Source organism: Kitasatospora sp. NPDC051164, assembly GCF_044455625.1.
In the GTDB taxonomy this organism is placed as follows: Bacteria; Actinomycetota; Actinomycetes; order Streptomycetales; family Streptomycetaceae; genus Kitasatospora.
Window position 1 is genome coordinate 45807 of the sequence record NZ_JBITFB010000033.1, and the last position, 25698, is coordinate 71504.

A 25698-nucleotide genomic window follows, 5' to 3' on the forward strand; every position below is an offset into this window, starting at 1 on the left:
GGGACCCCAGCGCATGACCACCGAGACCAGGCCCTCCGACCCCGCCGACCCCGCCGCCGCCCGGGCCGCGCTGCTCGCCGACCCCGGCCCGGTCGGCCGCCCGCGCCGCGAGGCGCTCGCCGGGCTCACCGACGACTGGCTGGCCGCCCTGCTCGCGGCCGCCGGTGCCCCGCCCGGGGTCGCCCTGGTCGCCGTCGGCGGCTACGGGCGCGGTGAGCTCTCCCCGCGCAGCGACCTGGACGTCCTGCTGCTGCATGACGGCCCGATCGCCCGCGAGCTGCCCGAGCGGATCTGGTACCCGGTCTGGGACGCGGGCGCCAAGCTCGACCACTCGGTGCGCACCGTCGCCGAGGCCCGGGCGGTCGCCGCCGCCGACCTCAAGGCCCAGCTCGGCCTGCTGGACGCCCGCCACCTCGCCGGGGACCCGGCGCTCACCGCCGAGCTGCGCGCCGCGGTGTTCACCGACTGGCGCGCGAGCGCCCCCGCGCGCCTGCCCGAGCTGCGCGAGCTGGGCCGCGAGCGGGCCGAACGACACGGCGAGCTGTCCTTCCTGCTGGAGCCCGACCTCAAGGAGGCCCGCGGCGGCCTGCGCGACGTCGTCGCGCTCAACGCCGTCGCCGCCACCTGGCTCGCCGACGCTCCCCGGGACGGCCTGGACGCCGCCGCGCTGCGGCTTGCCGACGTGCGCGACGCGCTGCACCTGGTCACCGGCCGGGCCACCGAGCGGCTCAGCCTGCAGGACCAGGACCAGGTCGCCGAGCGGCTCGGCGTGCTGGACGCCGACACCCTGCTGCGCCAGGTCTACGAGGCCGCCCGGACCATCGCGTACGCGAGCGACGTCACCTGGCGGGCGGTGGACCGGGTGCTCGCCGCCCGGACCGGCCGGGGCCGCCGGGCGACGCGGCGCGCGTTCCCGTTCACCGCGCCGTTCACCGCCCCGTTCACCGGCGCCGGGCGGGGCGCGGGCGCGGTGGCCCGGGGCGCGGTCGAACGCCGCCCCCTCGCCGAGGGCGTGGTCGAGCAGGACGGCGAGGCGGTGCTGGCCCAGGGCGCCCGCCCGGCCGCCGACCCGGTGCTGCCGCTGCGCGCCGCGGCCGCCGCCGCGCAGAACGGGCTGACCGTCTCGTACGCGACGGTGCGCCGGCTGGCCGCCGAGTGCCGTCCGCTGCCGGTGCCCTGGCCGGACGAGGCGCGCGAGCAGCTGGTCACCCTGCTGGGCGCCGGGGAGGCGGCCGTCCCGGTGTGGGAGGCGCTGGAGGCGGAGGGACTGGTCACCCGGCTGCTGCCGGACTGGGAGCGGGTGCGCTGCCGTCCGCAGCGCAACGCCGTGCACCGCTGGACGGTGGACCGGCACCTGGTGGAGACGGCGGTGCGGGCCGCCGCGATGACCCGCCGGGTGGCCCGGCCGGACCTGCTGCTGGTCGCCGCGCTGCTGCACGACATCGGCAAGGGCTGGCCCGGGGACCACAGCGAGGCCGGCGAGGTGATCGTCCGCGACCTCGCCCCCCGGATGGGCTTCAGCCCCGAGGACACCGAGACCCTGGCGGTGCTGGTCCGCCACCACCTGACCCTGGTCGACACCGCGACCCGGCGCGACCCGGACGACCCGGCCACCGTCGAGGCGATCACCAAGGCGATCACCACCCTGCCGGAGCTGGAGCTGCTGCACGCGCTCACCGAGGCGGACGCGCTGGCCACCGGCCCGGCCGCGTGGAGCAGCTGGCGGGCCTCGCTGGTGGCCGGCCTGGTGGACCGGGCCGCCGACCGGCTGGCCGGGGCGGCCACGGCACCGGTGGAGGCGGCGCCGACCGCCGAGCAGGAGCGGCTCGCGGTCGAGGCGGCCCGCACCGGTGAGCCGGCGCTGTCGCTGCGGGCCCAGGCCGCGGGCGCGGACCCGGGCACCGAGCCGATGGGCGTGGAGCTGACCCTGGCCGTCCCGGACCGTCCGGGGCTGCTCGGCACCGCCGCCGGGGTGCTCGCGCTGCACCGGCTGACCGTCCGCTCGGCCGGGCTGCGCGAACTGGACCCGATCGGCGCCGGGCCGGTGCTGCTGCTGTCCTGGCGGGTGGCCGCCGAGTTCGGCGAGCTGCCGGAGGCGGCCCGGCTGCGAGCCGACCTGCGCCGGGCGCTGGAGGGCTCGCTGGACGTCGCGCGGCGCCTCGCCGAACGGGACGCCGCCGCCCCGCGCCGCAAGGGCATCCCGACCCCGCCGCCGCTGGTCGCGGTGGCGCCCGCGGTGGCCTCGGCGACCGCGACCGTGCTGGAGGTCCGCGCGCACGACGCCCCAGGACTGCTGCACCGGATCGGCCGGGCGCTGGACGGGGCCGGCGTACGGGTGCGCACGGCGCACGTCTCCACGCTGGGCGCGGAGGCCGTCGACTCCTTCTACCTGACCGACCCGGAGGGCCGTCCGCTGGCCGCCGGGCGGGCCGGGGAGGTGGCGGCCGCGGTCCGGGCGGCGCTGGGCTGAGGAAACCCCGGGAAGTAGCAGCTGAGCAGCCCCGGGAGCAGGGGCGGAGGAGCTCCTGGAGCAGGGGTGGAGACCTTACCCGGGGCGGCCGGATACCCTGGGGGACGACGACCGTACCGTTACCGATGCCGCAGAGGACCCGCGACGACGTGTTCGACACCCTTTCCGATCGCCTCGCAGCGACGTTCAAGAACCTCCGGGGCAAGGGCCGCCTGAGCGAGGCGGACATCGACGCCACGGCCCGCGAGATCCGTATCGCGCTGCTGGAGGCGGATGTCGCGCTGCCTGTCGTCCGGGCCTTCATCAAGCAGGTCAAGGAGCGGGCGCTCGGTGTCGAGGTCTCCGGCGCGCTGAACCCGGCGCAGCAGATCATCAAGATCGTCAACGAGGAGCTCATCGCGATCCTCGGCGGCGAGACCCGCCGGGTGCGGTTCGCCAAGAGCGGCCCGACGGTCATCATGCTCGCCGGTCTGCAGGGCGCCGGTAAGACCACCCTCGCGGGCAAGCTCGGCCACTGGCTGAAGAAGCAGAAGCACACCCCGCTGCTGGTGGCCTGCGACCTCCAGCGCCCCAACGCGGTCAACCAGCTCCAGGTGGTCGCCGAGCGCGCCGGCGTGGCCTTCTACGGCCCGCAGCCGGGCAACGGCGTCGGCGACCCGGTGCAGGTGGCCAAGGACTCGATCGAGTACGCCAAGCAGAAGCAGTACGACGTCGTCGTCGTCGACACTGCCGGCCGCCTGGGCATCGACGCCGAGCTGATGCAGCAGGCCGCCGACATCCGCGCCGCGGTGAACCCGGACGAGGTCCTGTTCGTCGTCGACGCGATGATCGGCCAGGACGCGGTCACCACCGCGCAGGCCTTCCTCGACGGCGTGGACTTCACCGGTGTCGTGCTCTCCAAGCTCGACGGCGACGCCCGCGGCGGTGCCGCCCTGTCGGTCGCCCACGTCACCGGCCGGCAGATCATGTTCGCCTCCAACGGCGAGAAGGTCGACGACTTCGACGCCTTCCACCCGGACCGGATGGCCTCGCGCATCCTCGGCATGGGTGACGTCCTCTCGCTGATCGAGCGGGCCGAACAGACCTTCTCGCAGGCCGAGGCGGAGAAGATCGCCGCCAAGCTGCGCGGCGGCCCGAAGGCGTTCACGCTGGACGACTTCCTGTCGCAGCTGGAGCAGGTCCAGAAGATGGGCTCGATCTCCAAGCTGCTCGGCATGCTGCCCGGCATGGGCCAGATCCGCGAGCAGATCAACAACATCGACGACAAGGACGTCAACCGGGTCGGCGCGATCATCAAGTCGATGACCCCGACCGAGCGCGCCGAGCCGGAGCTGATCAACGGCTCCCGCCGGGCCCGCATCGCCAAGGGTTCGGGCGTCCAGGTCGGCGAGGTCAAGAACCTGGTCGAGCGGTTCTTCGACGCCCGCAAGATGATGTCCGCGATGGCCTCCGGCAAGGGCATGCCCGGCATGCCGGGGATCCCGGGCATGGGCGGCGGCGCGAAGAAGTCCGGCAAGAAGGCCCCGCAGGCCAAGGGCAAGCGCAAGAGCGGCAACCCGCTGAAGCGGGCGCAGGAGGAGGCCGCGGCCGCCGAGCGCCGCGCGCTCGGCCCGGGCGCCGACCAGGCCCCGGCGGACGGCGGGGCGTTCGGCCTCGGCGCGGGCAAGGGCCCGGCCGACTTCGAGCTGCCCAAGGAGTTCAAGGACCTGCTGTAGTCCTTGAGCGTCCGGGGCTGGTCTGTGATCGGCCTTGATCGATTTCGCTCGGCCCGTCGTCCGGTATTTCCGGGCGGCGGGCCGATCGCGTGTCCGATGATGGGGGACATGCGAGTGATGATCAGGGCCCCGAGGGCCGAGGACGCGGTTGCGTACGCCGAGGCGGTCCGGCGGTCCGCCGAACACATCGGGCGGTGGAACCCGGTCGAGCCGGACGGGCTGCCCGAACTGCTGGAGCGCCAGGGGGCCGGCCTGCGCACCTTCCTGATCCTCGACGGGAGGACCGGCGGGCTGGTCGGCAAGGTGAACATCGCCAACATCGTGATGGGCCGGTTCTGCAACGCGACGATGGGCTACGACGCGTACCTGCCGTTCGCCGGCACCGGGCGGATGACCGAGGGCATGCGGCTGGTCCTGGACCGCTGCTTCGCCCCGCAGTCGGCCGGCGGGCTGGGACTGCACCGGCTGGAGATCAACGTGCAGCCGGACAACGAGCGTTCGGTCGCGATGGCCAAGCGGCTGGGCTTCCGACGCGAGGGCTTCTCGCCGCGGATGCTGTTCCTGCAGGGCGACTGGCGCGACCACGAGCGGTTCGCGCTGACCGCCGAGGAGTGGCCCGGCGCTTCGGCATAACCGCTGGTGGGAGGCGCCCGGCGGGACCGCTCGGGCGCTCGGGCGCGGCGTTGCGGTTGGCCCGCCCGAGCACCTGTCCGTATCGTCCGATGGGTGACCGAACCCGTGCCGCCGCGTCAGACCCCCGACCAGCCCTGGCGCTCCGAGGGCGCCCCGCCCCCGCCCCCGCCCCGCCGCAGGATGCCCGGCGGCTGGACCGGCCTCGTCCTCACCGCCCTCGTGGTGTTCCTGATCTCCGACGTGCTGCTGTCCTACTTCGGCAACGAGGGCGCCACCACGATCTCGTACACCGAGTTCAACAACCAGCTGAACAAGGGCAACATCACCAAGATCTACGCCAAGGGCGACGCGATCGAGGGCACCCTCAAGAGCGCCCAGCCCAAGCCGGACGGCGGCAAGGGCGACTACACCGAGTTCGACACCCAGCGGCCCTCGTTCGCGGGCGACAACCTGTGGACCACGCTGCAGCAGCAGGGCGTCGAGGTCACCGCCACCTCGCCGGTCCAGCAGCGCAGCTTCCTCACCAACCTGCTGCTCTCGCTCGCCCCGATGCTGCTGCTGATCTTCATCTGGGTGCTGCTCGCCCGCCGGATGGCCGGCGGCCTCGGCGCCGGGCCGCTCGGGCGCAAGGCACCGCCCAAGCCGGTCACCGCCGAGCAGGGCACCCGCACCACCTTCGCCGACGTGGCCGGCATCGACGAGGTCGAGGCCGAACTCACCGAGGTGGTCGACTACTTGAAGAACCCGGAGCGGTACCGCAAGCTCGGCGCCAAGATGCCTCGCGGCGTGCTGCTGAGCGGCCCGCCCGGGACGGGCAAGACCCTGCTGGCCCGGGCCGTGGCCGGTGAGGCGGACGTGCCGTTCTTCTCCGCCTCCGCCTCCGAGTTCATCGAGATGATCGTCGGCGTCGGCGCCAGCCGGGTCCGCGAACTGTTCGCCGAGGCCCGCAAGGTCGCCCCGGCGATCATCTTCATCGACGAGATCGACACCATCGGACGCCAGCGCGGCGCGGGCGGCGGCATGGGCGGGCACGACGAGCGCGAGCAGACGCTCAACCAGATCCTCACCGAGATGGACGGCTTCAGCGGCTCCGAAGGGGTCATCGTGATCGCCGCGACCAACCGGGCCGACGTGCTCGACCCGGCGCTGCTGCGCCCCGGCCGCTTCGACCGGCGGATCACCGTCAGCCCGCCCGACCGGGAGGGCCGGGCCGCGATCCTGCGCATCCACACCCGCACCGTCCCGCTGTCCGGCGACACCGACCTCACCCGACTGGCCAAGGTCACCCCCGGGATGACCGGCGCCGAACTCGCCAACCTGGTCAACGAGGCCGCCCTGCTGGCCGTCAAGCGCGAGCAGGACGCGGTCAACGAGCGGGACCTCTCGGACGCTCTGGAGAAGGTCCAACTCGGCGCCGTGCGGCCGCTGGTGATGCCGCAGGAGGAGCGCGAGCGGACGGCGTACCACGAGAGCGGGCACGCGCTGCTGGGCATGCTCCAGCCCGGCGCGGACCCGGTCCGCAAGATCACCATCGTGCCGCGCGGCCGGGCGCTCGGCGTCACCCTCTCCACCCCGGAGAACGACCGCTACTCGTACACCGAGCCCTACCTGCGCGGCCGGATCATCGGCGCGCTCGGCGGCATGGCGGCCGAGCAGGTGGTCTACGGAGTGATCACCACCGGCGCGGAGAGCGACCTGGAACAGGTCACCAACATCGCCCGCGGGATGGCCGGGCGCTGGGGGATGAGCGAGCGGGTCGGCCGGCTCACCGCGGTGCCCTCCGACCCGCAGGGCGCGTACGGGCTCTCCGCCGCGCCGACCACGCTGGACGCGGTGGACGAGGAGGCCCGGCGGATCGTCGCCGAGTGCTACGACGACGCGGTGCGGCTGCTGACCGAGCAGCGGCACCGGCTGGACGCGCTGGCGGCGGCGCTGCTGGAGGCGGAGACGCTGGACGAGGAGCAGGCCTACCGGGCGGCGGGGGTGCCCCGGGAGGGGGCCTCGGAGGGCTCCGGCGGGTCCGGCAGCTCTGGTGGGACCGACAGCTCCGGTGCTTCGGGTGGTCCCGGTGGTTCTGACGGTTCCGCCGGTTCCGGTGGCTCCGACAGTGCCGGTGGTTCCGAGGATGGCCCCGGCGGGAAGTCGCTCGACCAGGCGTGAACCGGCTGCCGGGGGCGCCCGCCGTGGTGGCGGGCGCCCCCGGTTCGCGTCTCCTAGCGCGGCCGCTCGGCGACCAGGTAGCGGAACACGTTCTCCATCCGGACCGAGCCGTCCGCGCGCAGGTACGGCTGCAGCGCCTCCTCCAGCTCCTTGGCCACCAGTGAGGCGCCGGAGAACTCCTCCGCCGCCTCGAACAGGCCGGTGGAGAGCAGACCGCGCACCGCGCTGTCGAGGTCGGCGTAGGCGAACGGGCAGCCCACCCGGCCGCTGCCGGCCGGGCGCAGGCCGGCCGGGGCGAGCAGGTCCTCCAGCGCTCCGGGCGCGCTCAGCTCGAACGGGTCGCGCGCGGTGGTGCGACCCGCCATCCGCCGGGCCACGTCCAGCAGCGCGGCGCTCTCGCAGCGCTCCGGCGGGCCCCAGACGGCGAGCACCACGTGCCCGCCCGGGAGGGTGAGCCGGGCGGCCTCGGCCACCACCGCGCAGGGCTCGGCGGCGCCGGGCAGCTGCTCGAAAACCGTCACCAGCGAATGGGCCGAGCGGGCGACGTCGGCGGCCGGCCGGGCCCCGGCGCACACCCGCAGGCGACGGTCGCGGGCCAGCTCGCGCAGCTCGTCCCGTGGCTCCTGCCCGGAGACCTGGGCGCCCCGTCCGGCGGCGAGCAGCAACGCCAGTCCGGACCGGCAGCCCAGGCCCAGCACACTGCTCGCCGGGCCGACCTCCAGCCGGTCGTAGACCGCCTCGTAGAGCGGCACCAGCATGCGTTCCTGGATCTCCGCCCAGTCGCGCGCCCGCACGGGCCCGGCGGCCCCGGGCTGCGGGTGGTGCGCGCGTGCGCCCGTTGGTCGTTCGGTTGTGCCGGTCGTCCGAGCTGAAGCCATCGCGGCCTCCCATCCGGTCCTTCGGTGTGCTGCTACGGCTCCCCCAAAGTCCCGCCCTACTCCAGCGAACAGCGGGTCGGGCCCGGCGTCCAGAGGGGTGCAGGGTGGTGCGCGCGTGTCGCGGTAGTGCGCCCCCCGTCCTTCGGCCCGTTCCGCGGCCCGGTCCGTCACCGGCCGGGGGTGTGATACCGATTCGAAGTCAGGGGGTCGCTCCCCGTACCATTCGCCCCATGGCTAAGGCACCCGTTCTCACCCCTCAGGCGGAAGACTTCCCGCGCTGGTACCAGGACCTCATCAACAAGGCCGAGCTGGCCGACAACGGTCCGGTGCGCGGCACCATGGTCATCCGACCGTACGGCTACGGCCTGTGGGAGCGGATGCAGCAGGAGATGGACGCCCGGATCAAGAAGGCCGGCGCGCAGAACGCCTACTTCCCGATGTTCATCCCGCAGTCCTACCTGACCAAGGAAGCGGAGCACGTCGAGGGCTTCGCACCCGAACTCGCGGTGGTCACCCACGGCGGCGGCAAGCAGCTGGACGAGCCGGTCGTCGTCCGGCCCACCTCCGAGACGATCATCAACGAGTACTTCTCGAAGTGGGTGCAGAGCCACCGCGACCTGCCCCTGCTGATCAACCAGTGGGCCAACGTGGTCCGTTGGGAGCTGCGCCCGCGCGTCTTCCTGCGCACCACCGAGTTCCTCTGGCAGGAGGGCCACACCGCTCACGCCACCTACGAGGACGCCCGTGCGTACGCGGCGATGATCCACACCCAGGTCTACGGCGACTTCATGACCAACGTGCTCGGCATCGACGTCGTGCTCGGCCGCAAGACCGCCAAGGAGCGCTTCGCCGGCGCCATCAACACCCTCACCCTCGAGGCGATGATGGGCGACGGCAAGGCGCTGCAGATGGGCACCAGCCACGAGCTGGGCCAGAACTTCGCCAAGGCGTTCAACACCACCTACCAGCTGCAGGGCGCCGAGCGCGAGCACGTCTGGCAGACCTCCTGGGGCGTCTCGACCCGCATGGTCGGCGGCCTGATCATGTCCCACGGCGACGACAACGGCCTGCGGGTTCCCCCGCGCCTGGCCGCCGTCCAGGCCGTCGTGCTCGCGATCAAGGGCGACGACGCGGTCATCGCCAAGGTCCGCGAGATCGGCGCGCAGCTGGAGGCCGCCGGCATCCGGGTCGTGGTCGACGACCGCACTGACACCCCGTTCGGCCGCCGCGCCGTCGACTGGGAGCTCAAGGGCGTTCCGCTGCGCATCGAGGTCGGTCCGCGCGACCTGGAGAACGGCACCGCGATGCTGGCCCGCCGCATCCCGGGCGGCAAGGAGCCGGTCTCCATCGACGCCCTGGCCGCGCTGCTCCCGAGCGTGCTGGAGGAGGACCAGGCGCTGCTGCTGCGCCAGTCCCGCGAGCGCCGCGAGTCCCGCACGGTCGACGTCAAGACCATCGACGAGGCCGTCGAGGCCGCCGCGACCGGCTGGGGCCGGATCTCCTGGGCCGACCTCGGCGCGGAGGGCGAGGCCAAGCTGGCCGAGCAGGGCGTCACGGTGCGCTGCATCGTCGCGGCCGACGGTTCGGTGCCGCAGTCGGACGACCAGGACGGCAATATCGCGATCGTCGCCCGCGCGTACTGACATCGATCCGGTTCCGACACCCGTTCCCGGTTCGCACCCGTGTCCGGTTCCGGTTCCGGGTTCGACCCGGGGTTCGGTTCAGGCGGCCGTTTCGCGGGTCTTCCACGATCCGGGATGTCCGCCGGTTGTCTGTTACCTGTAGGTAATGACCGTTGGCGGCGACATTTGCCCGTAATGCGGATGGGTAAGAATCCGGTAACTCCTTCGGGGGACTCCCGGCAGCGGACATCCCTACTGGCCGGTCAACTCCCGGTATTAACGGAATAGCGGTACGGTGTACGGCCCGTGGCCCTGTCAATCAGGCGGGACCACGGGCCGTACGTCCTGGGGGCGACAGCCCGCCGCCCGGGGCGGAATTCACCAGGCCCGCCGACCGTGGGACGGGCCGAAACCGGCAGGGGGTTGGTCTTGCGTCAGATCCGGAGCGTGCAATTCGCGCGCCGCCTTGCATTCCTGGGAGTTCCCTGTGAATTCCCGGAGGACGGAAACATGCGGAACATCGGCTCGCACTCCATCGTTGGTCTAGCGTGAGCACGACACAGCCCCTCGTCCTCGCGGCCGAACTGGCCGCCGCCTGGAGCGACATCCAGGCCTACCACCAGGATCTCCCCGACCTGGCCTCGCCCGAGGCCCTGATCGGCGAATCCTCCTCGGCCTGTGGCACGCGGCTCGGTTTCGAGCGGCTCCTCCACGAGGCTGCCCACGGTCTGGCCGCGGCCCGGGATATCCGGGACACCTCGCGGGCCGGCCGCTACCACAACCGGCGCTTCCTGATGCTCGCCTCCGAGCTGGGCCTGGCGCACCCGGTGGAGCCGCACGCGAGTAGCGGCTTCTCCCAGGTGACCATGCTCAAGGAGACCCAGGAACGCTACGCAGGAACCATCGAGCGCCTGGACCGCGCCCTCGGCGCGCACCAGGAAGCGGTGGCCGGCGACGGCGTGACGCGTGCCTTCCGCGGCCCGGCCGCCCGGCACGGCTCCTCCGGGGGCGGCGTCCGGGTCAAGGCGGTTTGCGGCTGCGGACGCAACGTCCGGGTCGTTCCGTCGGTGCTCGCGCAGGCGTCCATCGTCTGCGGCGCGTGCCAGCAGCCGTTCAAGATCACGTAAGTGGTCGGCGGGCCGGCGGGACTGCTGTGCGGGCAGCGGTCCGGCCGGAGCGAGCGGTCGCACGGCGGACCGGCAAAGCGGTACAGGCGCTACGAGCGGTCCGAGCGCTACGAGCGGTCCAAGCGCTATGAGCAGAACAACGGCAGGGCAGTACCACAGCGGTGAGTCCGTGGGCTGGACCGGGAGCGGGGGCTCCCGGTCGAGCCCTGATCCGTTCCCGGGCCGTGTGCGGGCGGTTCGCGCCGGTATGGCAGAATGGACAGCTGAGTACTCGGCAGCCGAGACAGGACCCCTCTCTCCTACGGCTGGCGTGTCCCTTGAACGGTCCACCCCGCAACCCCACGCGAGGCGAGCCCGCTCACCCACGTCAACACCAGGAGAACCCACTCCCGTGGCAGTCAAGATCAAGCTGAAGCGTCTCGGCAAGATTCGCTCCCCGCACTACCGCATCGTCGTCGCCGACGCCCGCACCAAGCGTGACGGTCGCGCGATCGAGGAGATCGGCATCTACCAGCCGACCTACAACCCCTCGAAGATCGAGGTCGACAGCGACCGCGCCCAGTACTGGCTGTCCGTCGGCGCCCAGCCGACCGAGCCGGTGCTCGCCATCCTGAAGCTGACCGGCGACTGGCAGAAGTTCAAGGGCCTGCCGGCCCCGGCGCCGCTGCTGGTCGCGGAGCCGAAGGTCGAGGACTTCTCGCACCTGTTCGCGAAGGCCGTCGCCGGCTTCGAGGACGCCACCACCGGTGTCGCCATCACCCCGAAGGCCAAGAAGTCGGACAAGGTCGAGGCTGAGGCCGACGCCGCCGCCGAGGCCTGAGCGTGATCGAGGACGCCCTCGACCACTTGGTGAAGGGCATCGTCGAGCACCCCGACGAGGTGCAGGTGCGTTCGCGCAACCTGCGTCGGGGCAACACCATCGAGGTGCGAGTGCACCCCGATGACCTCGGCAAGGTGATCGGCCGGGGTGGCCGCACGGCGCGCGCTCTGCGCACCGTGGTCGGCGCCCTCGGCGGTCGCAACGTCCGGGTCGACCTGGTCGACGTGGACAACATTCGCTGACGCAGCTGCTCGTTCAGCCGTCAGGGCTTGGGGCCGACCGGGACGCATGTCGTCCCGGTCGGCCTTTTCTCGTTTCCCGCACCACCCGTTCGCACCACCCCTTCGGGGCATCGCACCACCCCACCGCACCAGCCCTTCGCACCGGCCCTTCGCATTTCGTCGGGCTCTCGTTTCGGCTCAGGAACTCCAGGAGAACGATCACCGTGCAGCTCGTCGTCGGCAAGATCGGCCGTGCCCACGGCATCAGGGGGGACGTCAGCGTCGAGGTCCGCACCGACGAGCCGGAGCTCCGGCTCGGCCCGGGTGCCGTCCTGCTCACCGACCCCGCGTCGGCCGGGCCGCTGACCATCGAGTCCGGCCGGGTGCACAGCGGCCGGCTGCTGCTGCGCTTCGTCGGCGTCAAGGACCGCAACGCGGCCGAGGCACTCCGGGGCACCCTGCTCATCTCCGAGGTCGACCCGGAGGAGCGCCCCGACGATCCGGAGGAGTACTACGACCACCAGCTGATCGGCCTGGACGTGGTGCTGCTCGACGGCACCCTGGTCGGCGAGCTGACCGAGGTGCTCCACCTGCCGTACCAGGACCTGCTCACGGTGGAGAGGCCCGACGGGACCGAGGTGCTGGTGCCCTTCGTCAGCCAGATCGTGCCGACCATCGACCTGGAGAACCAGCGCGCGGTGATCACCCCGCCGCCCGGGCTGATCGACCTGGAGCAGGCGGAGGTCGCCGGTACGTCCTCGGCCGAGGGCCCTGAGACCGCTGAGGCTGCCGAGGCTGCCGAGGCCACTGCGCCCGCCGACGGTTCGGAGGAGTCGGAGTGACCGTCGAGGAGAGCGGCGGTGTGCAGAGCGGCATGCGGATCGACGTCGTCACGATCTTCCCCGAGTACCTGGAGCCGCTGAACATCTCGCTGGTCGGCAAGGCCCGCGCGCGCGGCCAGCTGGACGTGCACGTCCACGAGCTGCGCGAGTGGACCCACGACGTGCACCGCACGGTGGACGACAGCCCGTACGGCGGCGGCCCCGGCATGGTGATGAAGCCCGAGCCGTGGGGCGAGGCGCTGGACGCGGTGGTCGCCGGCGGGCCCGAGGGCGAGGTGCCCACCCTGGTCGTGCCGACCCCGAGCGGGCGCCCGTTCACCCAGGAGCTCGCCCAGGAGCTGGCCGGCCGCCCCTGGCTGGCCTTCACCCCCGCGCGGTACGAGGGCATCGACCGCCGGGTGATCGAGGAGGCGGCCACCCGGATGCCGGTGGTCGAGGCCTCGATCGGCGACTACGTGCTGGCCGGCGGCGAGGTCGCGGTGCTGGTGATGGTCGAGGCGATCGCCCGACTGCTGCCCGGGGTGCTCGGCAACGCCGAGTCCCACCGCGACGACTCCTTCGCGCCGGGCGCGATGGCCGACCTGCTGGAGGGGCCGGTCTACACCAAGCCCGCCGAGTGGCGCGGCCGCACCGTGCCGGACGTGCTGCTCAGCGGCAACCACGGCCGGATCGCCCGTTGGCGGCGCGAGCAGGCCTTCGCCCGTACCCTGGCGAACCGCCCCGACCTGGTCGAGCGCTGGCAGTACGGCGCCTTCGACAAGAAGGAGCGGGAGGCGCTCAGCATCCTCGGCCTGGCCTGGGACGAACGGCTCGGCCGATTTCGGTCCGTGGCCGGTGGTGTGGAAGAATAGGCCGCTGCTGTCTGTCGCTGGCACCCTCTCGTAGGGGGCACGTGGACCGGCGCCCCCGCCACGGGGGGCTCGCCGTCAGCCGATGCGGCCCGCAGTAAACCCCATTGTGACGATTTTCCGTGGGCGGCCCGTGGCGCCTGCGATGGAGAGCAACATGAGCAACAAGCTCGCTGCTGTCGACGCGGCTTCGCTGCGTAGCGACATTCCGGCCTTCCGTGCCGGTGACACCCTGAAGGTCCACGTCCGGGTCATCGAGGGCAACCGCTCCCGTGTCCAGGTCTTCCAGGGCGTCGTCATCCGCCGCCACGGCGCCGGCATCGGTGAGACCTTCACCGTTCGCAAGGTCAGCTTCAACGTCGGCGTGGAGCGCACCTTCCCGGTGCACACCCCGGTCGTCGAGAAGATCGAGGTCGTGACCCGCGGTGCGGTTCGCCGCGCCAAGCTGTACTACCTGCGTGACCTCCGCGGCAAGGCCGCGAAGATCAAGGAGAAGCGCGACCGCTGATCCACCGGCCCCCGGCCTCGCCGGGGGATCGGAGCGCTCAAGGGGACCGAGAGACCGCAAGGTAAGCTCACCCCCCGATGAGCACGCACGAACCACCCGCGGACCGCGACAGCAGTCCCGCACCCTCCGGTGCGGACTCGCTGTCGCGGTCCGCGGTCGTGTCCGGGGCGGTTACCGGGGCCGCTTCGGTCGTTTCCGCGGTCGTTTCCGAGGACACGGCGACCGGTCCGGCTACTGCCGCTTCCGCGCGCACCGCCGAGGAGAGCCAGGCCGCGGAGAGTCGGGCCGAGGAGGGCTCGGAGCAGGACGAGGAGCCCGGCCACTCGCGTTCGCGTGACCTGCTGCTGTTGGTGGGGATCTGCCTGACGGCCCTGCTCCTGGTGAACGCCTTCGTCGCGCGTCCGTTCGCGGTGCCCTCCGGATCGATGGAGGACACCCTGCGACCGGGCGACCGGCTGATCGCGAACCAGCTCGCCTACGCCTTCGGCGGCCACCCCCAGCGGGGCGACATCGTGGTCTTCGACGGGAGGGGCTCCTTCCTGCGGGAGTCTGCGCAGCCGCAGGGCTTCTGGGACGGCGCGCGTTCGCTCGCCCAGGACCTCGGGCTGGCCCCGGCCGGGAACACCATCTACGTCAAGCGCGTGATCGGCGTCGGCGGCGACCGGGTGACCAGTGCCGGCCCGGGTGCGCCGATCACCGTCAACGGCGTGCCGGTGGACGAGACCTCCTACCTGGCCCCGGGGAACGACCCGTCGAGCGTGGCCTTCGACGTGGTGGTGCCGGCCGGCGAACTGTGGGTGATGGGCGACCATCGCAGGGCCTCCCGTGACTCCCGCGACCACCTCGGCGAGCCCGGCGGCGGCTTCGTGCCCGAGGAGAAGGTGATCGGCCGGGCGGACTGGGTGGTCTACCCGTTCTCGCGCTGGACCAGCCTGGACCGGCCCGCGGCTTTCGCCGCGACTGCGGGGACGGGTGGTCATGGGGACCAGAGGTAGGGGTCGGCTCGCCGACCGCCCGGCCCGCGAGCCGGACGACGGTGGGCCGGAGGGCGCCGGGCCTGCCGTGGCCCGGTCGGTGCGCGGCCGGGCCGAGCGTCGCCGCAGCGCCCGTCGGGCGGCTCGTCGGCGTAAGCGGTCGCTGGTGCGCGAGGTCCCGATGATCATCCTGGTGGCCCTGCTGGTGGCGCTGGTGATAAAGACCTTCCTGGTCCAGGTGTTCGTGATCCCCTCGGGTTCGATGGAGCAGACCATCCGGATCGGGGACCGGGTGCTGGTGGACAAGTTGACCCCCTGGTTCGGCAGTGAGCCGCAGCGCGGCGACGTGGTGGTCTTCAAGGACCCGGGCGGCTGGCTGGAGAACGACCACAAGCCCTCCGACGACGGCCCGGTGCTGGGCGCGGCCAAGCAGGCGCTGACCTTCGTCGGACTGCTGCCGTCCGACAACGAACAGGACCTGATCAAGCGGGTGATCGGCGTCGGCGGGGACACCGTCGAGTGCTGCGACGCGCAGGGGCGGCTCAGCGTCAACGGGCACCCGGTGGACGAGACCTACCTCGCACCCGGCAACCCGCCGTCCCGGCAGCCCTTCAAGGTGAAGGTGCCGCAGGGGCGGCTCTGGGTCATGGGCGACCACCGGGACGTCTCCGCCGACTCCCGCTTCCACATGGGCAATCCGGGTCAGGGCACGATCCCGCTGAGCGGTGTGGTCGGTCGCGCGTTCGTGATCGCCTGGCCGCTGGACCGCCTCCATCAACTCGATGTGCCGAGTTCACTCTCCTCTCTCGCCCGGGCTCCGCAAGCCGGAGGAACTAGCGCGGAATCCGTGGGCGTTGGGCCGGTTCCTGTGGAACCTCCGCTCGTTATGGGTGTGTTGGGCATCCTTCCGCTCGTCGGTCGTCGGCCGGGGGGGGCGGCGGGGGGGGCCCCCCCGGCCCCCCCCCCCCCGGGCCCCCCGGGGGGGGCCCCGAGCCGGGTGGCGTGGAGTGATAGAGAAGTGCAGGTGCGGCCGGGAGTGGTTCCGGGTCGCGCGCCGAGACTGTGCTGGTGTCAGGGGAGCCCGCGGTGGGCAGCCCTGAGGCGTTCATGGTCATGGTGAGCGTGGTGCCCGCTGTGCGGCACTCTGAGCGCGGGCGCGCGGGCGTCCGCACAGCAGGGAGGAGACGTTGTGGGGGATTTGGTGATCGGTGCCCGTTCGGGCGCCGGAGAGCCCGAAGGCCCAGGTCGTCGGGTGGCCCGGTCCGCCGAGTCCTCGGCGCCCTCGGCCGCGGTCGACGACGCCGCGGCCCAGACCGCCGACGAGCAGGGCACGGGGGCCGAGGACTCGCCGGAACCCTCGCACCCGGAGACCGGGTCGGTGGACGGATCGGAGTCGGAGTCTCCGGCCAAGCCGCGCAAGCCGCGCTCCTTCTGGAAGGAGCTGCCGATCCTGATCGGGATCGCGCTGATCCTCGCGCTCGTGATCAAGACCTTCTTCGTCCAGGCGTTCTCCATTCCGTCGGAGTCGATGCAGAACACGCTGCAGGTCGGCGACCGCGTCCTGGTGGACAAGCTGACCCCCTGGTTCGGGGCCGAGCCCGAGCGCGGCGAGGTCGTGGTGTTCCACGACCCGGGCGGCTGGCTGAACGACGAGCCGACCCAGCAGAGCAGCAACTCCTTCGTCCGCGGCGTTCAGGACGTGCTCAGCTTCGTCGGTCTGATGCCCTCCACCAATGAGAAGGACCTGATCAAGCGGGTCGTCGCGGTCGGCGGGGACACCGTCGAGTGCGAGGGCGAGGGACCGGTCAAGGTCAACGGCGTCGCGCTCAACGAGCCGTACGTCTACCCGGGCAACACCCCCTGTGGTGACCACCCCTTCCAGCCGGTCAAGGTACCCAAGGGGCGGATCTGGGTGATGGGCGACCACCGCGCCAACTCGCTGGACTCCCGCTTCCACATGGACCAGCCGGGCGGCGGCACCGTCCCGGTGGACAACGTGATCGGGCGTGCCTTCGTGGTGGCCTGGCCGATCAACCACTGGTCGACGCTGTCGGTGCCGGACACCTTCGACCAGAAGGGCCTGGCGGCGGCCGCGCCCATGGCGCCCCCCGTGGTCGGTGCGGTGGGGGCTGTCGCCCTGCTTCCGCTGGTGCGCCGGGTGCGGGTCCGGGTGGAGCGCCGCAAGGAGTCCTGAGCTCCACCGGGTTGTCCCCGACTCTTGCGCGGGCCGTGGTACCGACGAGTAATCTGCTCGGACGTGCCACGGCCCGTCGGCGTTCCCGCCGGTGCCTCCGGCGTGCCAGTGGTGTTCTCCGGTAGGCCAGAGGTGGACGGTGTCGATGAGCAGTGTCGTGGAGCAGACGGCCGATCGCCCGGCCGCGCCCGCCCGTGAGCGCCGTCGCCTCGCCGCGGTGATGCAGGGCGTCGCGCTGGCGCTCGGGCTGGTGCTGATGATCGGCGGCTTCGCCCTGATCGCGATCGACTACCGGCCGTACAACATCCCGACCGCCTCGATGCACCCGACGCTGCAGGTCGGAGACACCGTGCTGGCTCGCAAGGCCGACGGCGGGAAAGTCGGCCGGGGGGACGTGGTGGTCTTCCGGGACCAGGCCTGGGGCGGCGAGCTCATGGTCAAGCGCGTGGTCGCGGTCGGCGGGGACACCGTCGCCACCAGCGGGGACAACCGTCAGCTGACGGTCAACGGACAGCCGGTGGACGAGCCCTACCTCGCGACGCAGGGCCGCCAGGGCGAGTCGTTCAGCGTGACGGTGCCGCAGGGCCGGCTGTTCCTGCTCGGCGACAACCGGGTCGGCTCGCTCGACTCCCGCACCCACCTGGAGGTCGACGGCGGGACCGTCCCGGCCGACGTCATCGAGGCCAGGGTCGAGGCCACCCTGAAGCCCTTCGGCCGGACGGGCCTGCTCGACCGGACCACGGCCTTCGACGGCTTCACGGGGCCGAGGGCGTCGCAGCCCGGCCCGCTGGAGCCCGCCGCCTACGCCACCGTCGCCGGCGCGGCGCTGATCCTGGTGACCTCGGCGGTGGGCGGGGTGGCGGGCCTGGCCCGCCGGCTCCGCCGGGGGCGCAGCTCCTGAGCGGGGCCGTCGCGGCGCGGGCCGCTCTGGCGAACATCGCCCCGAACGGCGGCGTCGGGTGGCAGGATCGGTAGCGCCACCGATGCGAACGGAAGGAGCGTGGAGCGCAGCCATGACAGCACAGCGTCGCCGGGCGGCGCGGATCCTGCTGCTGGACGGGCTGGACCGCATCCTCCTCTTCCGGGGCGCCGACCCGGCCGTCCCCGGGGAGACATGGTGGTTCACGCCCGGGGGCGGCTTGGAAGCAGGGGAGGACGTGCGCGAGGCCGCCGAGCGGGAGCTCGCGGAGGAGACCGGCTTGCGGGGCGTGGACCTGGGGCCCTTGGTGGCGTACGGCACGGTGTCGTTCTCCTTTCAGGGACAGCGCTTCGAGCAGGAACAGTGGTTCCACCTGGCCCGGACCACGGAGACGGGCCTGGATCACTCGGGCATGGGCGCGGACGAGCACGCCCAGTTGCTCGCGGCGCGCTGGTGGACGGTCGAGGAACTGAGGGGGACCGGCGAGATGGTCTATCCGGCCGGCCTGGCGGACTTCCTGGCACGGCTGCTGGCCGAGGGCCCGCCGGTGGACCCGGTGCGGCTCTGACCGTGGGTGCGGTGGTCCACAATGGGTGGACGTGACAAGTTGAGGGGACGCCTGGATGAGTGCCGAAGATCTCGAGAAGTACGAGACCGAGATGGAGCTCAAGCTCTACCGGGAGTACCGGGACGTCGTCGGCCTGTTCAAGTACGTGATCGAGACCGAGCGACGGTTCTACCTCACCAATGACTACGAGCTGCAGGTGCACTCGGTCCAGGGCGAGGTGTTCTTCGAGGTGTCGATGGCGGATGCGTGGGTCTGGGACATGTACCGGCCGGCCCGGTTCGTCCGCAAGGTCCGGGTGCTGACCTTCAAGGACGTGAACATCGAGGAACTCGCTAAGAGCGACCTGGAGCTGCCCTCGGACGAGTCCGGCTTCGGGAACTGACGTTGAACGACTCCGGCCCGCGTTGTCCAGCCGAATTTCGCGGGATCGGGGCTTCTCACCCCTGCGGGTGACAGAAGTTGTCCACAGGCCCGAGTTATCCACAGGGAAACGGAATTTCCGGGCCCCGCCGTGCGCGGTGGTGCAGCCTCCTCGGCGGAGGTGGTCACCATGCAGCACACCGTCGAGCAGGACCAGGCCGTACCGGAGCAGGTCGCACCGGGCACGGCCGTAGCCGACCCGACCGCGCCGGACACGGCCGTACCGGAGCAGGCCGTGCCCGGGAAGAAGCCGCGGGGGATCCCGGACCGCAGCACCAGGAACGCGCTCGGCCGCTACGGGGAGCGGGTCGCCGCCCGCCGTCTCGCGGAGGCCGGGCTCCGCATCCTGGACCGCAACTGGCGCTGCGTCGAGGGCGAGCTGGACATCGTCGCCCTCGACGGCGACACCGTGGCGGTCTGCGAGGTGAAGACCCGCTCCGAGCGGGGCTTCCAGCAGCCCACCGAGGCCATCGACCAGGCCAAGGCCGCCCGGCTGCAACGCCTGGCCGAGCGCTGGATGGCCGAGCGTTGGCCCGGTCACTTCGCCCGGCTGGCCGGGGCCGACGACGACGTGGCGCCGACAGATCCGCACTGGCCGCCCGCCCCGCCGGGTGGGGTGCGGATCGACCTGGTCGCCGTGGTCAACCGGGCGCGGGGTGCGGCCCTGGTCGACCACCTGCGGGGGGTGGTCTGAGATGGCCTTCGCCCGAACCTGTTCCGTCGCGCTGGTCGGCGTCGACGGGGTGATCGTCGAGGTCCAGGCCGATCTGGAGCCCGGGGTGGCCGCGTTCACCCTGGTCGGCCTGCCCGACAAGGCGCTCACCGAGTCCCGCGACCGGGTCCGCGCCGCGGTGGTGAACAGCGGCGAGGCCTGGCCGCAGCGCAAGCTGACGGTCGGCCTCAGCCCCGCCTCGGTGCCCAAGAGCGGCAGCGGCTTCGACCTCGCGGTGGCCTGCGCCGTGCTGGCCGCCGCCGAGCGGCTCGACCCGTCGTCCATCGCCGAGCTGCTGATCATCGGCGAGCTGGGGCTGGACGGCCGGGTGCGGCCGGTCCGCGGCGTGCTCCCGTCGGTGCTGGCCGCCGCCGATGCCGGTTACGAACGGGTCGTGGTCGCCGAGCAGACCGCGCCCGAGGCCTCGCTCGTCCCCGGGGTGACGGTGATCGGCGTCCGCAGCCTGCGCCAGCTGGTCGCGATCCTGACCGGAGCGCCGCCGCCGGAGGAGCCGCCCGATCCGATCGGAGGCCGACCGGACCCGCTGATGGCCGGGCTGATGCTGCCCAGCGCGAGCGTGCGGGGCCTGTCCGAGGACAAGGCGGCCCGCCTCGACATGGCCGACGTGGCCGGCCAGTACGAGGCGCGGCGAGCCCTGGAGATCGCCGCCGCCGGAGGACACCACCTCTACCTGAAGGGTCCGCCGGGCGCGGGCAAGACCATGCTGGCGGAGCGGCTGCCCTCGCTGCTCCCGCCGCTGACCCAGCAGGAAGCGCTGGAAGTCACCGCCGTGCACTCGGTTGCCGGCCTGCTCCCGGTCGGGCGCCCGCTGATCGACACCGCGCCCTACTGCGCCCCGCACCACTCCACCACGATGCCCGCGATCGTCGGCGGCGGCAGCGGCCTGCCGCGACCGGGCGCCGTCTCGCTGGCCCACCGGGGCGTGCTGTTCCTGGACGAGGCGCCGGAGTTCCCGGTCCGGGTGCTCGACGCACTGCGCCAGCCGCTGGAGTCGGGCGAAGTGGTGATCGCCCGCTCGGCCGGGTCGCTCCGGCTCCCGGCCCGCTTCCTCCTCTGCCTGGCCGCCAACCCCTGTCCGTGCGGCCGGCACTCACGGCGGGGCGAGGGCTGCGAGTGCACCCCGGTGATGGTCAGCCGCTACCAGGGGAGGCTCTCCGGGCCACTGCTGGACCGGGTCGACCTCCAGGTCCAGGTCGCCCCGGTGACGAGGATCGAACTCATGGAGCGGGACACCACGGCGGAGAGCACCGAGACCGTCGCGGCCCGGGTGCTGGCCGCGCGGGAGCGGGCGGCGGCCCGGCTGGCGGACACCCCGTGGCGGACCAACGGGGAGGTCCCGGGCCACGAGCTGCGCACGCGGTGGCAGCTCGCGCCCGGCGCGCTCAACGATGTCGCACGCCAGCTGGAGCGGGGGCTGCTGACCGCCCGTGGCCTGGACCGGGTGCTCCGGGTCGCCTGGACGGTCGCCGACCTCGCCGGCCGCGACCGGCCTGACCAGCGGGACCTGCGCACCGCCCTGGTCCTGCGCACCGGGGTGGAGCACGGGCTGGCGCTGACCGAACGGGGCACCGGCCGGCTCGGGGGCATCCCGGCCCAGCGCGGCGGCCCGCCGGACGGCGGTCGGCCCGGGACACGTGCCGAGCAGACGGAGAACGCGGAGGGCGAGGCATGAACCGGTTGGTGAGGCACCCCCAAGCCCACAGCGGAGCCGGAGCTGGAGCCGGAGCTGGAGCCGGGCTCGGGCCCCAGCTCCGGATCGGGCCAGGAACCGATCCCACCGACGCCACGGCAGCGCCCGATCCCGAGCGCCTCGCCCGCGTCGTGCTCAGCCGGCTCAGCGAACCGGGGGACGCGGTGGTCGGCCGCTGGCTCGGCCGGCTCCCCGCCGTCGACGTGGTCCAGGCGATCCGGGACGGGACGGTGCCCGACCACCCCGGGCTGGATTCCGCCCGCCTGGCCGGGTACCAGGCGAGACTTCCGGGGCTGGACCCGGAGATGGACCTGAAACGGGTACGGCTCGCCGGTGGGCGGTTCATCATTCCGGGGGACACGGAATGGCCCAGCCAACTCCATGACCTGGGCGACGGCCGTCCCATCGGGCTCTGGACGATCGGCACCGGCTCGCTGAGGCTGCTCGCGCTCCGCTCGGTTGCGATGGTCGGCTCCCGGGCCTGCACGGCCTACGGCGCCCACGTCGCCGGCGAACTGTCGGCCCAACTGGCCGAGCGCGGTTGGGTGGTGGTGTCCGGCGCCGCCTACGGGATCGACGCGGCCGCCCACCGCGGCGCACTCGCCGTCGGAGGGATGACCGTCGCGGTGCTTGCCTGCGGAGTCGACGTGGCCTACCCGAAGGGGAACGCCGAACTGATCCGACGGATCGGCGTCCAGGGTCTGCTGGTCAGTGAACTCCCGCCCGGGGAGCACCCGAACCGCTTCCGCTTCGTCCTACGCAACCGGGTCATCGCGGCGCTCACCCGGGGCACCGTGGTGGTCGAGGCGGCGGTCCGCAGCGGAGCCCTGAGCACGGCGAGGCGGGCGCGGGACCTCAACCGCCACACTATGGGCGTCGCCGGCCCGGTGACCTCGGAGCTCTCGGCCGGGGTGCACGCCCTGATCCGCAGCGGCGCCGCCGCCCTGGTCACCGACGCGGCCGAGATCACCGAGCTGATCGGGGCGATCGGGGACGACCTGGCCCCGCAGCGCAGTGGACCGGTGCTGCCGCGCGACCTGCTGGAGCCCCCGGTGGCCCGGGTCCTGGAAGCCGTACCGGCGACGGCGGAGGGCGCGCCGGTCGAACGACTGGCCCGCCAGTCCGGGCTCCCGCCGGACGAAGTGCTGCAGCGGCTCTACGAGTTGGGCTCGCTCGGCTACGTCGAGCGACACGGCGCGCACTGGCGCATGGTGCGGAGGAGGTGAGCGTCGGAGCAGGGAACGCGCGTGCGCCGAGGGAGGGCGCGTGTCCGAACCGCCCGGCTGACCTGCTGATCCGGGTCTTCCGCTCGTGTGCCCGGATCCGGTGAGTGAACGCCACCGGATCGGGGGACGACCGAGTGGCGGTAGCGCTTTGCAGTGAGTCGGTCACGCTACGCTCCACATGCCTTCCCTATCAGCACATGACTCGGCAGAACGGCGCAGACCAACGCATGCCCACACACATTCCCGGACACAGAGTGACCGGTGGCGCTCGGTCCTCGGGAGGGCCGAGGACCGAGCGGCGCCCGGCGACCGAGTTCCCGTCCAAGTCGGCGGGGGCGATGGGCGGCCTGTCGCGCCAGGGCGGCCGGCCGACGGTGGTGCCAGGCCAGCCCGCAGACGCGACCCGGGGCACCGAGGCGGTCCGCGCCGGCGACGCGCCGGTGGACACAACCGCCGCCACATCCGCCGCGACACCAGCCGCCACGCCCGCGGACACCGGACAGGCCGGCCCGGACGCCGTGACCCAGGGGCGCAGCGCGCTCGAAGAGCTCTGGCGCTCCTACAAGGAGACCGGCGACCAGCGGCTGCGCGAGCAGCTGATCCTGCACTACTCACCGCTCGTCAAATACGTGGCGGGGCGGGTCGGGGTCGGCCTGCCCTCCAACGTCGAGCAGGCGGACTTCGTCTCCTCCGGGGTCTTCGGGCTGATCGACGCGATCGAGAAGTTCGACATCGAGCGCGCCATCAAGTTCGAGACCTACGCGATCAGCCGCATCCGCGGCGCGATCATCGACGAGCTGCGCGCCCTGGACTGGATCCCGCGCTCGGTGCGGCAGAAGGCGAAGGCGGTCGAGCGGACGTACGCGACGCTGGAGGCCCGGCTGCGCCGGACGCCGCACGAGCCCGAGGTCGCGGCCGAGATGGGCATCGCGATCGAGGACCTGCACGCCATCTTCAGCCAGCTGTCGCTCGCCAACGTGGTGGCCCTGGACGAGCTGCTCCACCCGGTGGGGGAGGGCGGCGACCGGCTGAGCCTGATGGACACCCTGGAGGACCACGGCGCGGACAACCCGGTCGAGGTGGCCGAGGACCGCGAGCTGCGCAGACTGCTGGCCCAGGCGGTCAACACCCTTCCCGAGCGGGAGAAGACCGTCGTGACGCTCTACTACTACGAGGGACTGACCCTTGCCGAGATCGGGCAGGTGCTGGGGGTGACGGAGAGTCGGGTGAGCCAGATCCACACCAAGTCCGTCCTCCAGCTGCGCGCCAAGCTCTCGGAGGTCCGGTAGCGCCCCGATCCGGTAGCGCCCCGATCCGGTCGCGCGCCGATCCGGTCGCGCGCCGATCCGGTCGCGCGCCGATCCCGTAGCGCCCCGATCCGGCGGCGCGGGGTTCAGCCGGACAGGCCGGGCCTGCCCGGCGGGCCCCTGCCTCCTCCGCATGCGCGGCGCCTTATCGGCCGCGGGCAGGGCTCCGTACAGTGGGAGCGTGCCGAAGATCCGAGCGGCCACGGTGGCCGAGCATCGCCAGCTGCAGCGAGCAGCACTCCTCGACGCTGCCCGCACCCTGCTCACCGAGGGTGGCAAGGAGGCCCTGACCTTCCCCGCGCTTGCCGCGCGTACCGGGCTGGCGCGTTCCTCGGTCTACGAGTACTTCCGCTCCCGCGCCGCCGTGGTCGAGGCGCTCTGCGAGGTGGACTTCCCGCTCTGGGCGGCCGAGATCGAGGCCGGGATGGGGAGCTGCGACACCGCCGCAGAGCGGATCGAGGCGTACGTCCGGGGTCAGCTGGCGTTGGCCGCCGACCCGCGCCACCGTGCGATCGTGGCGATCTCGGCGCTGGAGCTCGACGAGGCCGCGCGCGAGCGGATCCGGGCGGCGCACGGCAGGCTGGCCGGCCTGGTCGTCCGGGCGCTGGAGGACCTGGGCCACGAGCGGCCCCGGCTCGCCGCGGTGCTGCTGCAGGGGGTCGTGGAGGCGGCCGTCCGTCGAGCCGAGCAGGTGACTACCGGGGAGCACGCCGGTTGCCCGACCGAGAACCCCGAGAACCCGGAGAACCCCGAGGAGATCGCGGCCGCCGCCGTCGCTTTCGCGCTGCACGGCCTCAGCCGGGCGTGACCGCCTGCTCGGCCTCCGACGGCTGCAGACGCTCGGCCCCCAGCGGTTCTGAGCCCAGCGGCAGCAGCCGTGCCGTACCCGCGCCGAACAGGGCCAGCGGGTCCAGGTAGCGGCCCCCGCGCAGCAGCCCCCAGTGCAGGCAGTCGCGCGCGGCGCAGTGCCGCCCGTCCGGGGCGAGCCGGCCGATCACCTGCCCGGCGGCCACCGCGGTGCCGACCGGGAGGGTGCCGGTGAGCGGCAGGTAGGTGGTCCGGAGCGGGGGAGACCCCGAGCCGAGGTGGGAGACGGTCACCACCGGACGTCCGGCCACCAGCCCGGAGAACGTGACCACGCCGGCGGCCGCCGCCCGGACCTCCGCCCCGGGCTCGGCGGCGAGGTCCACTCCCCGGTGCCCGGCGGCCCAGGGCTTCGCGGGCGGCTCGAACCGCCCCAGCACCGCGCCGGGCCCGCCCACCGGCCAGGCCCGGGCACCGCGCGGGCCCAAGTCACTGCCGGAGCCACTGCCGGAGCCGGAGCCGGAGTCGGAGCCATTGCCGGAGCCCGAGCCGCCCGCCGCCCCCGCCGCTGTCCCCGGCATCCCGAGCGCCCCCACCACCCCCAGCGCCACCCCCACGGCGACCAGCCCCCGAATCCCGACGAACCACGCACGAGCAGTCATGCGCGAAGGCTCGCCGCCCGGCCGCCCCCCGCACCACCCGGATCCGGATTCCTGTGGACAAACCGCCCCCGCGTCCGACCGCCGTCCCTCCAACGGGTGTACGGAGGCCGCCATCCGGTGTACAAGCGGCATACCGGTGGCCAACCGCGGGCAGGCAGCCGACCGGCGCACGCACGCTCCCCAGCTCCGCCGCCCCCGGCGCCGGTACCGCCGCCGACCCGCCCGTCGGCACCCCCGCCGACCCGCCCGTCCCGGCCGTTCCCAGGTTCTTCCCGGGTCCTCGGCAGGCCCTCGGCCGCTCGCGAAGTCGCCCGTCGCTCGGCGCTTCCCGTACACTTCACACGCGACCCGGTCCGC

General features: G+C 73.0%; 24 protein-coding genes. 22 read left to right on the forward strand and 2 right to left on the reverse strand.

Annotation, left to right across the window (positions count from 1 at the left end; translation table 11 throughout):
* Window positions 1-13: 13 nt before the first annotated feature.
* From ACIBEC_RS37400 to ftsH, 4 genes are all read left to right on the forward strand, one after another.
* A complete protein-coding gene (locus ACIBEC_RS37400; protein ID WP_360504637.1) occupies window positions 14-2470 on the forward strand; it encodes a [protein-PII] uridylyltransferase in 2457 nt (818 codons plus the stop codon).
* 149 nt (window positions 2471-2619) lie between these two features.
* A complete protein-coding gene (gene ffh, locus ACIBEC_RS37405) occupies window positions 2620-4185 on the forward strand; it encodes a signal recognition particle protein (protein WP_360504706.1) in 1566 nt (521 codons plus the stop codon).
* Window positions 4186-4293: 108 nt separating this feature from the next.
* Window positions 4294-4818 carry a GNAT family N-acetyltransferase gene (locus ACIBEC_RS37410; RefSeq protein ID WP_396289949.1) on the forward strand — a complete coding sequence of 175 codons (525 nt, stop codon included), beginning with the start codon at window positions 4294-4296 and terminating at the stop codon, window positions 4816-4818.
* A 93-nt stretch (window positions 4819-4911) separates the two neighbouring features.
* Window positions 4912-6978 carry an ATP-dependent zinc metalloprotease FtsH gene (gene ftsH, locus ACIBEC_RS37415; RefSeq protein ID WP_360504639.1) on the forward strand — a complete coding sequence of 689 codons (2067 nt, stop codon included), beginning with the start codon at window positions 4912-4914 and terminating at the stop codon, window positions 6976-6978.
* A gap of 53 nt (window positions 6979-7031) precedes the next feature.
* On the opposite strand, the gene ACIBEC_RS37420 is transcribed toward ftsH, so the two are convergent.
* Window positions 7032-7856 carry an SAM-dependent methyltransferase gene (locus ACIBEC_RS37420; protein WP_360504641.1) on the reverse strand — a complete coding sequence of 275 codons (825 nt, stop codon included), beginning with the start codon at window positions 7854-7856 and terminating at the stop codon, window positions 7032-7034.
* Window positions 7857-8086: 230 nt separating this feature from the next.
* On the opposite strand from ACIBEC_RS37420, the gene proS reads away from it, so the two are divergent.
* From proS to ACIBEC_RS37510, 18 genes are all read left to right on the forward strand, one after another.
* Complete coding sequence (proS, locus tag ACIBEC_RS37425) at window positions 8087-9499, forward strand: proline--tRNA ligase (protein ID WP_360504643.1); 1413 nt, start codon at window positions 8087-8089, stop codon at window positions 9497-9499.
* Window positions 9500-10026: 527 nt separating this feature from the next.
* A complete protein-coding gene (locus ACIBEC_RS37430; protein ID WP_360504645.1) occupies window positions 10027-10605 on the forward strand; it encodes a hypothetical protein in 579 nt (192 codons plus the stop codon).
* 391 nt (window positions 10606-10996) lie between these two features.
* A complete protein-coding gene (gene rpsP, locus ACIBEC_RS37435; protein WP_360504647.1) occupies window positions 10997-11425 on the forward strand; it encodes a 30S ribosomal protein S16 in 429 nt (142 codons plus the stop codon).
* 2 nt (window positions 11426-11427) lie between these two features.
* On the forward strand, window positions 11428-11667 hold the full coding sequence (locus tag ACIBEC_RS37440) for an RNA-binding protein (protein WP_030056773.1): 240 nt from the start codon (window positions 11428-11430) through the stop codon (window positions 11665-11667).
* Window positions 11668-11870: 203 nt separating this feature from the next.
* Entirely contained in the window at window positions 11871-12488 is a 618-nt protein-coding gene (rimM, locus tag ACIBEC_RS37445; RefSeq protein WP_360504649.1) for a ribosome maturation factor RimM, read from the forward strand.
* Between the two features lie 32 nt (window positions 12489-12520).
* Window positions 12521-13339, forward strand: a complete 819-nt coding sequence (trmD, locus tag ACIBEC_RS37450) for a tRNA (guanosine(37)-N1)-methyltransferase TrmD (RefSeq protein WP_360504710.1) — start codon at window positions 12521-12523, stop codon at window positions 13337-13339.
* Window positions 13340-13493: 154 nt separating this feature from the next.
* The gene (gene rplS / locus ACIBEC_RS37455) at window positions 13494-13844 is read left to right on the forward strand and encodes a 50S ribosomal protein L19 (RefSeq protein WP_030306736.1); all 351 of its coding nucleotides are present in this window, start codon (window positions 13494-13496) and stop codon (window positions 13842-13844) included.
* Window positions 13845-13921: 77 nt separating this feature from the next.
* Window positions 13922-14839: a signal peptidase I gene (gene lepB, locus ACIBEC_RS37460; RefSeq protein ID WP_360504651.1), complete on the forward strand. Its 918-nt coding sequence runs from the start codon at window positions 13922-13924 to the stop codon at window positions 14837-14839.
* Window positions 14823-15938, forward strand: coding sequence for a signal peptidase I (lepB, locus tag ACIBEC_RS37465; protein WP_396289954.1), 1116 nt, complete (start codon window positions 14823-14825; stop codon window positions 15936-15938). The genes lepB (ACIBEC_RS37460) and lepB (ACIBEC_RS37465) overlap by 17 nt, the downstream gene beginning before the upstream one ends.
* Window positions 15939-16007: 69 nt before the next feature.
* Window positions 16008-17012 carry a signal peptidase I gene (gene lepB, locus ACIBEC_RS37470; RefSeq protein WP_360504655.1) on the forward strand — a complete coding sequence of 335 codons (1005 nt, stop codon included), beginning with the start codon at window positions 16008-16010 and terminating at the stop codon, window positions 17010-17012.
* Window positions 17013-17157: 145 nt separating this feature from the next.
* Complete coding sequence (gene lepB / locus ACIBEC_RS37475) at window positions 17158-17913, forward strand: signal peptidase I (RefSeq protein WP_360504657.1); 756 nt, start codon at window positions 17158-17160, stop codon at window positions 17911-17913.
* Between the two features lie 112 nt (window positions 17914-18025).
* The gene (locus tag ACIBEC_RS37480) at window positions 18026-18499 is read left to right on the forward strand and encodes an NUDIX domain-containing protein (protein ID WP_360504661.1); all 474 of its coding nucleotides are present in this window, start codon (window positions 18026-18028) and stop codon (window positions 18497-18499) included.
* Window positions 18500-18554: 55 nt separating this feature from the next.
* Window positions 18555-18881 (forward strand): DUF2469 domain-containing protein, encoded by a 327-nt coding sequence (locus ACIBEC_RS37485; RefSeq protein WP_030056781.1) that lies wholly within the window; start codon window positions 18555-18557, stop codon window positions 18879-18881.
* 297 nt (window positions 18882-19178) lie between these two features.
* Window positions 19179-19613: a YraN family protein gene (locus tag ACIBEC_RS37490; RefSeq protein WP_360504712.1), complete on the forward strand. Its 435-nt coding sequence runs from the start codon at window positions 19179-19181 to the stop codon at window positions 19611-19613.
* Between the two features lies 1 nt (window position 19614).
* On the forward strand, window positions 19615-21324 hold the full coding sequence (locus tag ACIBEC_RS37495; protein ID WP_360504663.1) for a YifB family Mg chelatase-like AAA ATPase: 1710 nt from the start codon (window positions 19615-19617) through the stop codon (window positions 21322-21324).
* Entirely contained in the window at window positions 21321-22568 is a 1248-nt protein-coding gene (gene dprA / locus ACIBEC_RS37500; RefSeq protein ID WP_396289957.1) for a DNA-processing protein DprA, read from the forward strand. The genes ACIBEC_RS37495 and dprA overlap by 4 nt, the downstream gene beginning before the upstream one ends.
* Window positions 22569-22822: 254 nt before the next feature.
* Complete coding sequence (whiG, locus tag ACIBEC_RS37505) at window positions 22823-23857, forward strand: RNA polymerase sigma factor WhiG (RefSeq protein ID WP_360504665.1); 1035 nt, start codon at window positions 22823-22825, stop codon at window positions 23855-23857.
* Between the two features lie 223 nt (window positions 23858-24080).
* A complete protein-coding gene (locus ACIBEC_RS37510) occupies window positions 24081-24683 on the forward strand; it encodes a helix-turn-helix domain-containing protein (RefSeq protein WP_360504716.1) in 603 nt (200 codons plus the stop codon).
* Here ACIBEC_RS37510 and ACIBEC_RS37515 read toward each other — a convergent pair.
* Window positions 24670-25341, reverse strand: coding sequence for a M23 family metallopeptidase (locus tag ACIBEC_RS37515; protein ID WP_360504667.1), 672 nt, complete (start codon window positions 25339-25341; stop codon window positions 24670-24672). The genes ACIBEC_RS37510 and ACIBEC_RS37515 overlap by 14 nt on opposite strands.
* Between the last annotated feature and the right edge of the window lie 357 nt (window positions 25342-25698).

Coding starts and splice junctions, on each gene's coding strand:
- ACIBEC_RS37515 (WP_360504667.1), bottom strand. CDS start 25,341: ATGACTGCTCGTGCGTGGTTCGTCGGGATTCGGGGGCTGGTCGCCGTG.
- ACIBEC_RS37420 (WP_360504641.1), bottom strand. CDS start 7,856: ATGGCTTCAGCTCGGACGACCGGCACAACCGAACGACCAACGGGCGCA.
- rplS (WP_030306736.1), top strand. CDS start 13,494: ATGAGCAACAAGCTCGCTGCTGTCGACGCGGCTTCGCTGCGTAGCGAC.
- lepB (WP_360504657.1), top strand. CDS start 17,158: ATGAGCAGTGTCGTGGAGCAGACGGCCGATCGCCCGGCCGCGCCCGCC.
- ACIBEC_RS37480 (WP_360504661.1), top strand. CDS start 18,026: ATGACAGCACAGCGTCGCCGGGCGGCGCGGATCCTGCTGCTGGACGGG.
- dprA (WP_396289957.1), top strand. CDS start 21,321: ATGAACCGGTTGGTGAGGCACCCCCAAGCCCACAGCGGAGCCGGAGCT.
- trmD (WP_360504710.1), top strand. CDS start 12,521: ATGCGGATCGACGTCGTCACGATCTTCCCCGAGTACCTGGAGCCGCTG.
- ACIBEC_RS37400 (WP_360504637.1), top strand. CDS start 14: ATGACCACCGAGACCAGGCCCTCCGACCCCGCCGACCCCGCCGCCGCC.
- ACIBEC_RS37485 (WP_030056781.1), top strand. CDS start 18,555: ATGAGTGCCGAAGATCTCGAGAAGTACGAGACCGAGATGGAGCTCAAG.
- ACIBEC_RS37495 (WP_360504663.1), top strand. CDS start 19,615: ATGGCCTTCGCCCGAACCTGTTCCGTCGCGCTGGTCGGCGTCGACGGG.
- lepB (WP_396289954.1), top strand. CDS start 14,823: ATGGGGACCAGAGGTAGGGGTCGGCTCGCCGACCGCCCGGCCCGCGAG.
- lepB (WP_360504651.1), top strand. CDS start 13,922: ATGAGCACGCACGAACCACCCGCGGACCGCGACAGCAGTCCCGCACCC.
- ACIBEC_RS37410 (WP_396289949.1), top strand. CDS start 4,294: ATGCGAGTGATGATCAGGGCCCCGAGGGCCGAGGACGCGGTTGCGTAC.
- proS (WP_360504643.1), top strand. CDS start 8,087: ATGGCTAAGGCACCCGTTCTCACCCCTCAGGCGGAAGACTTCCCGCGC.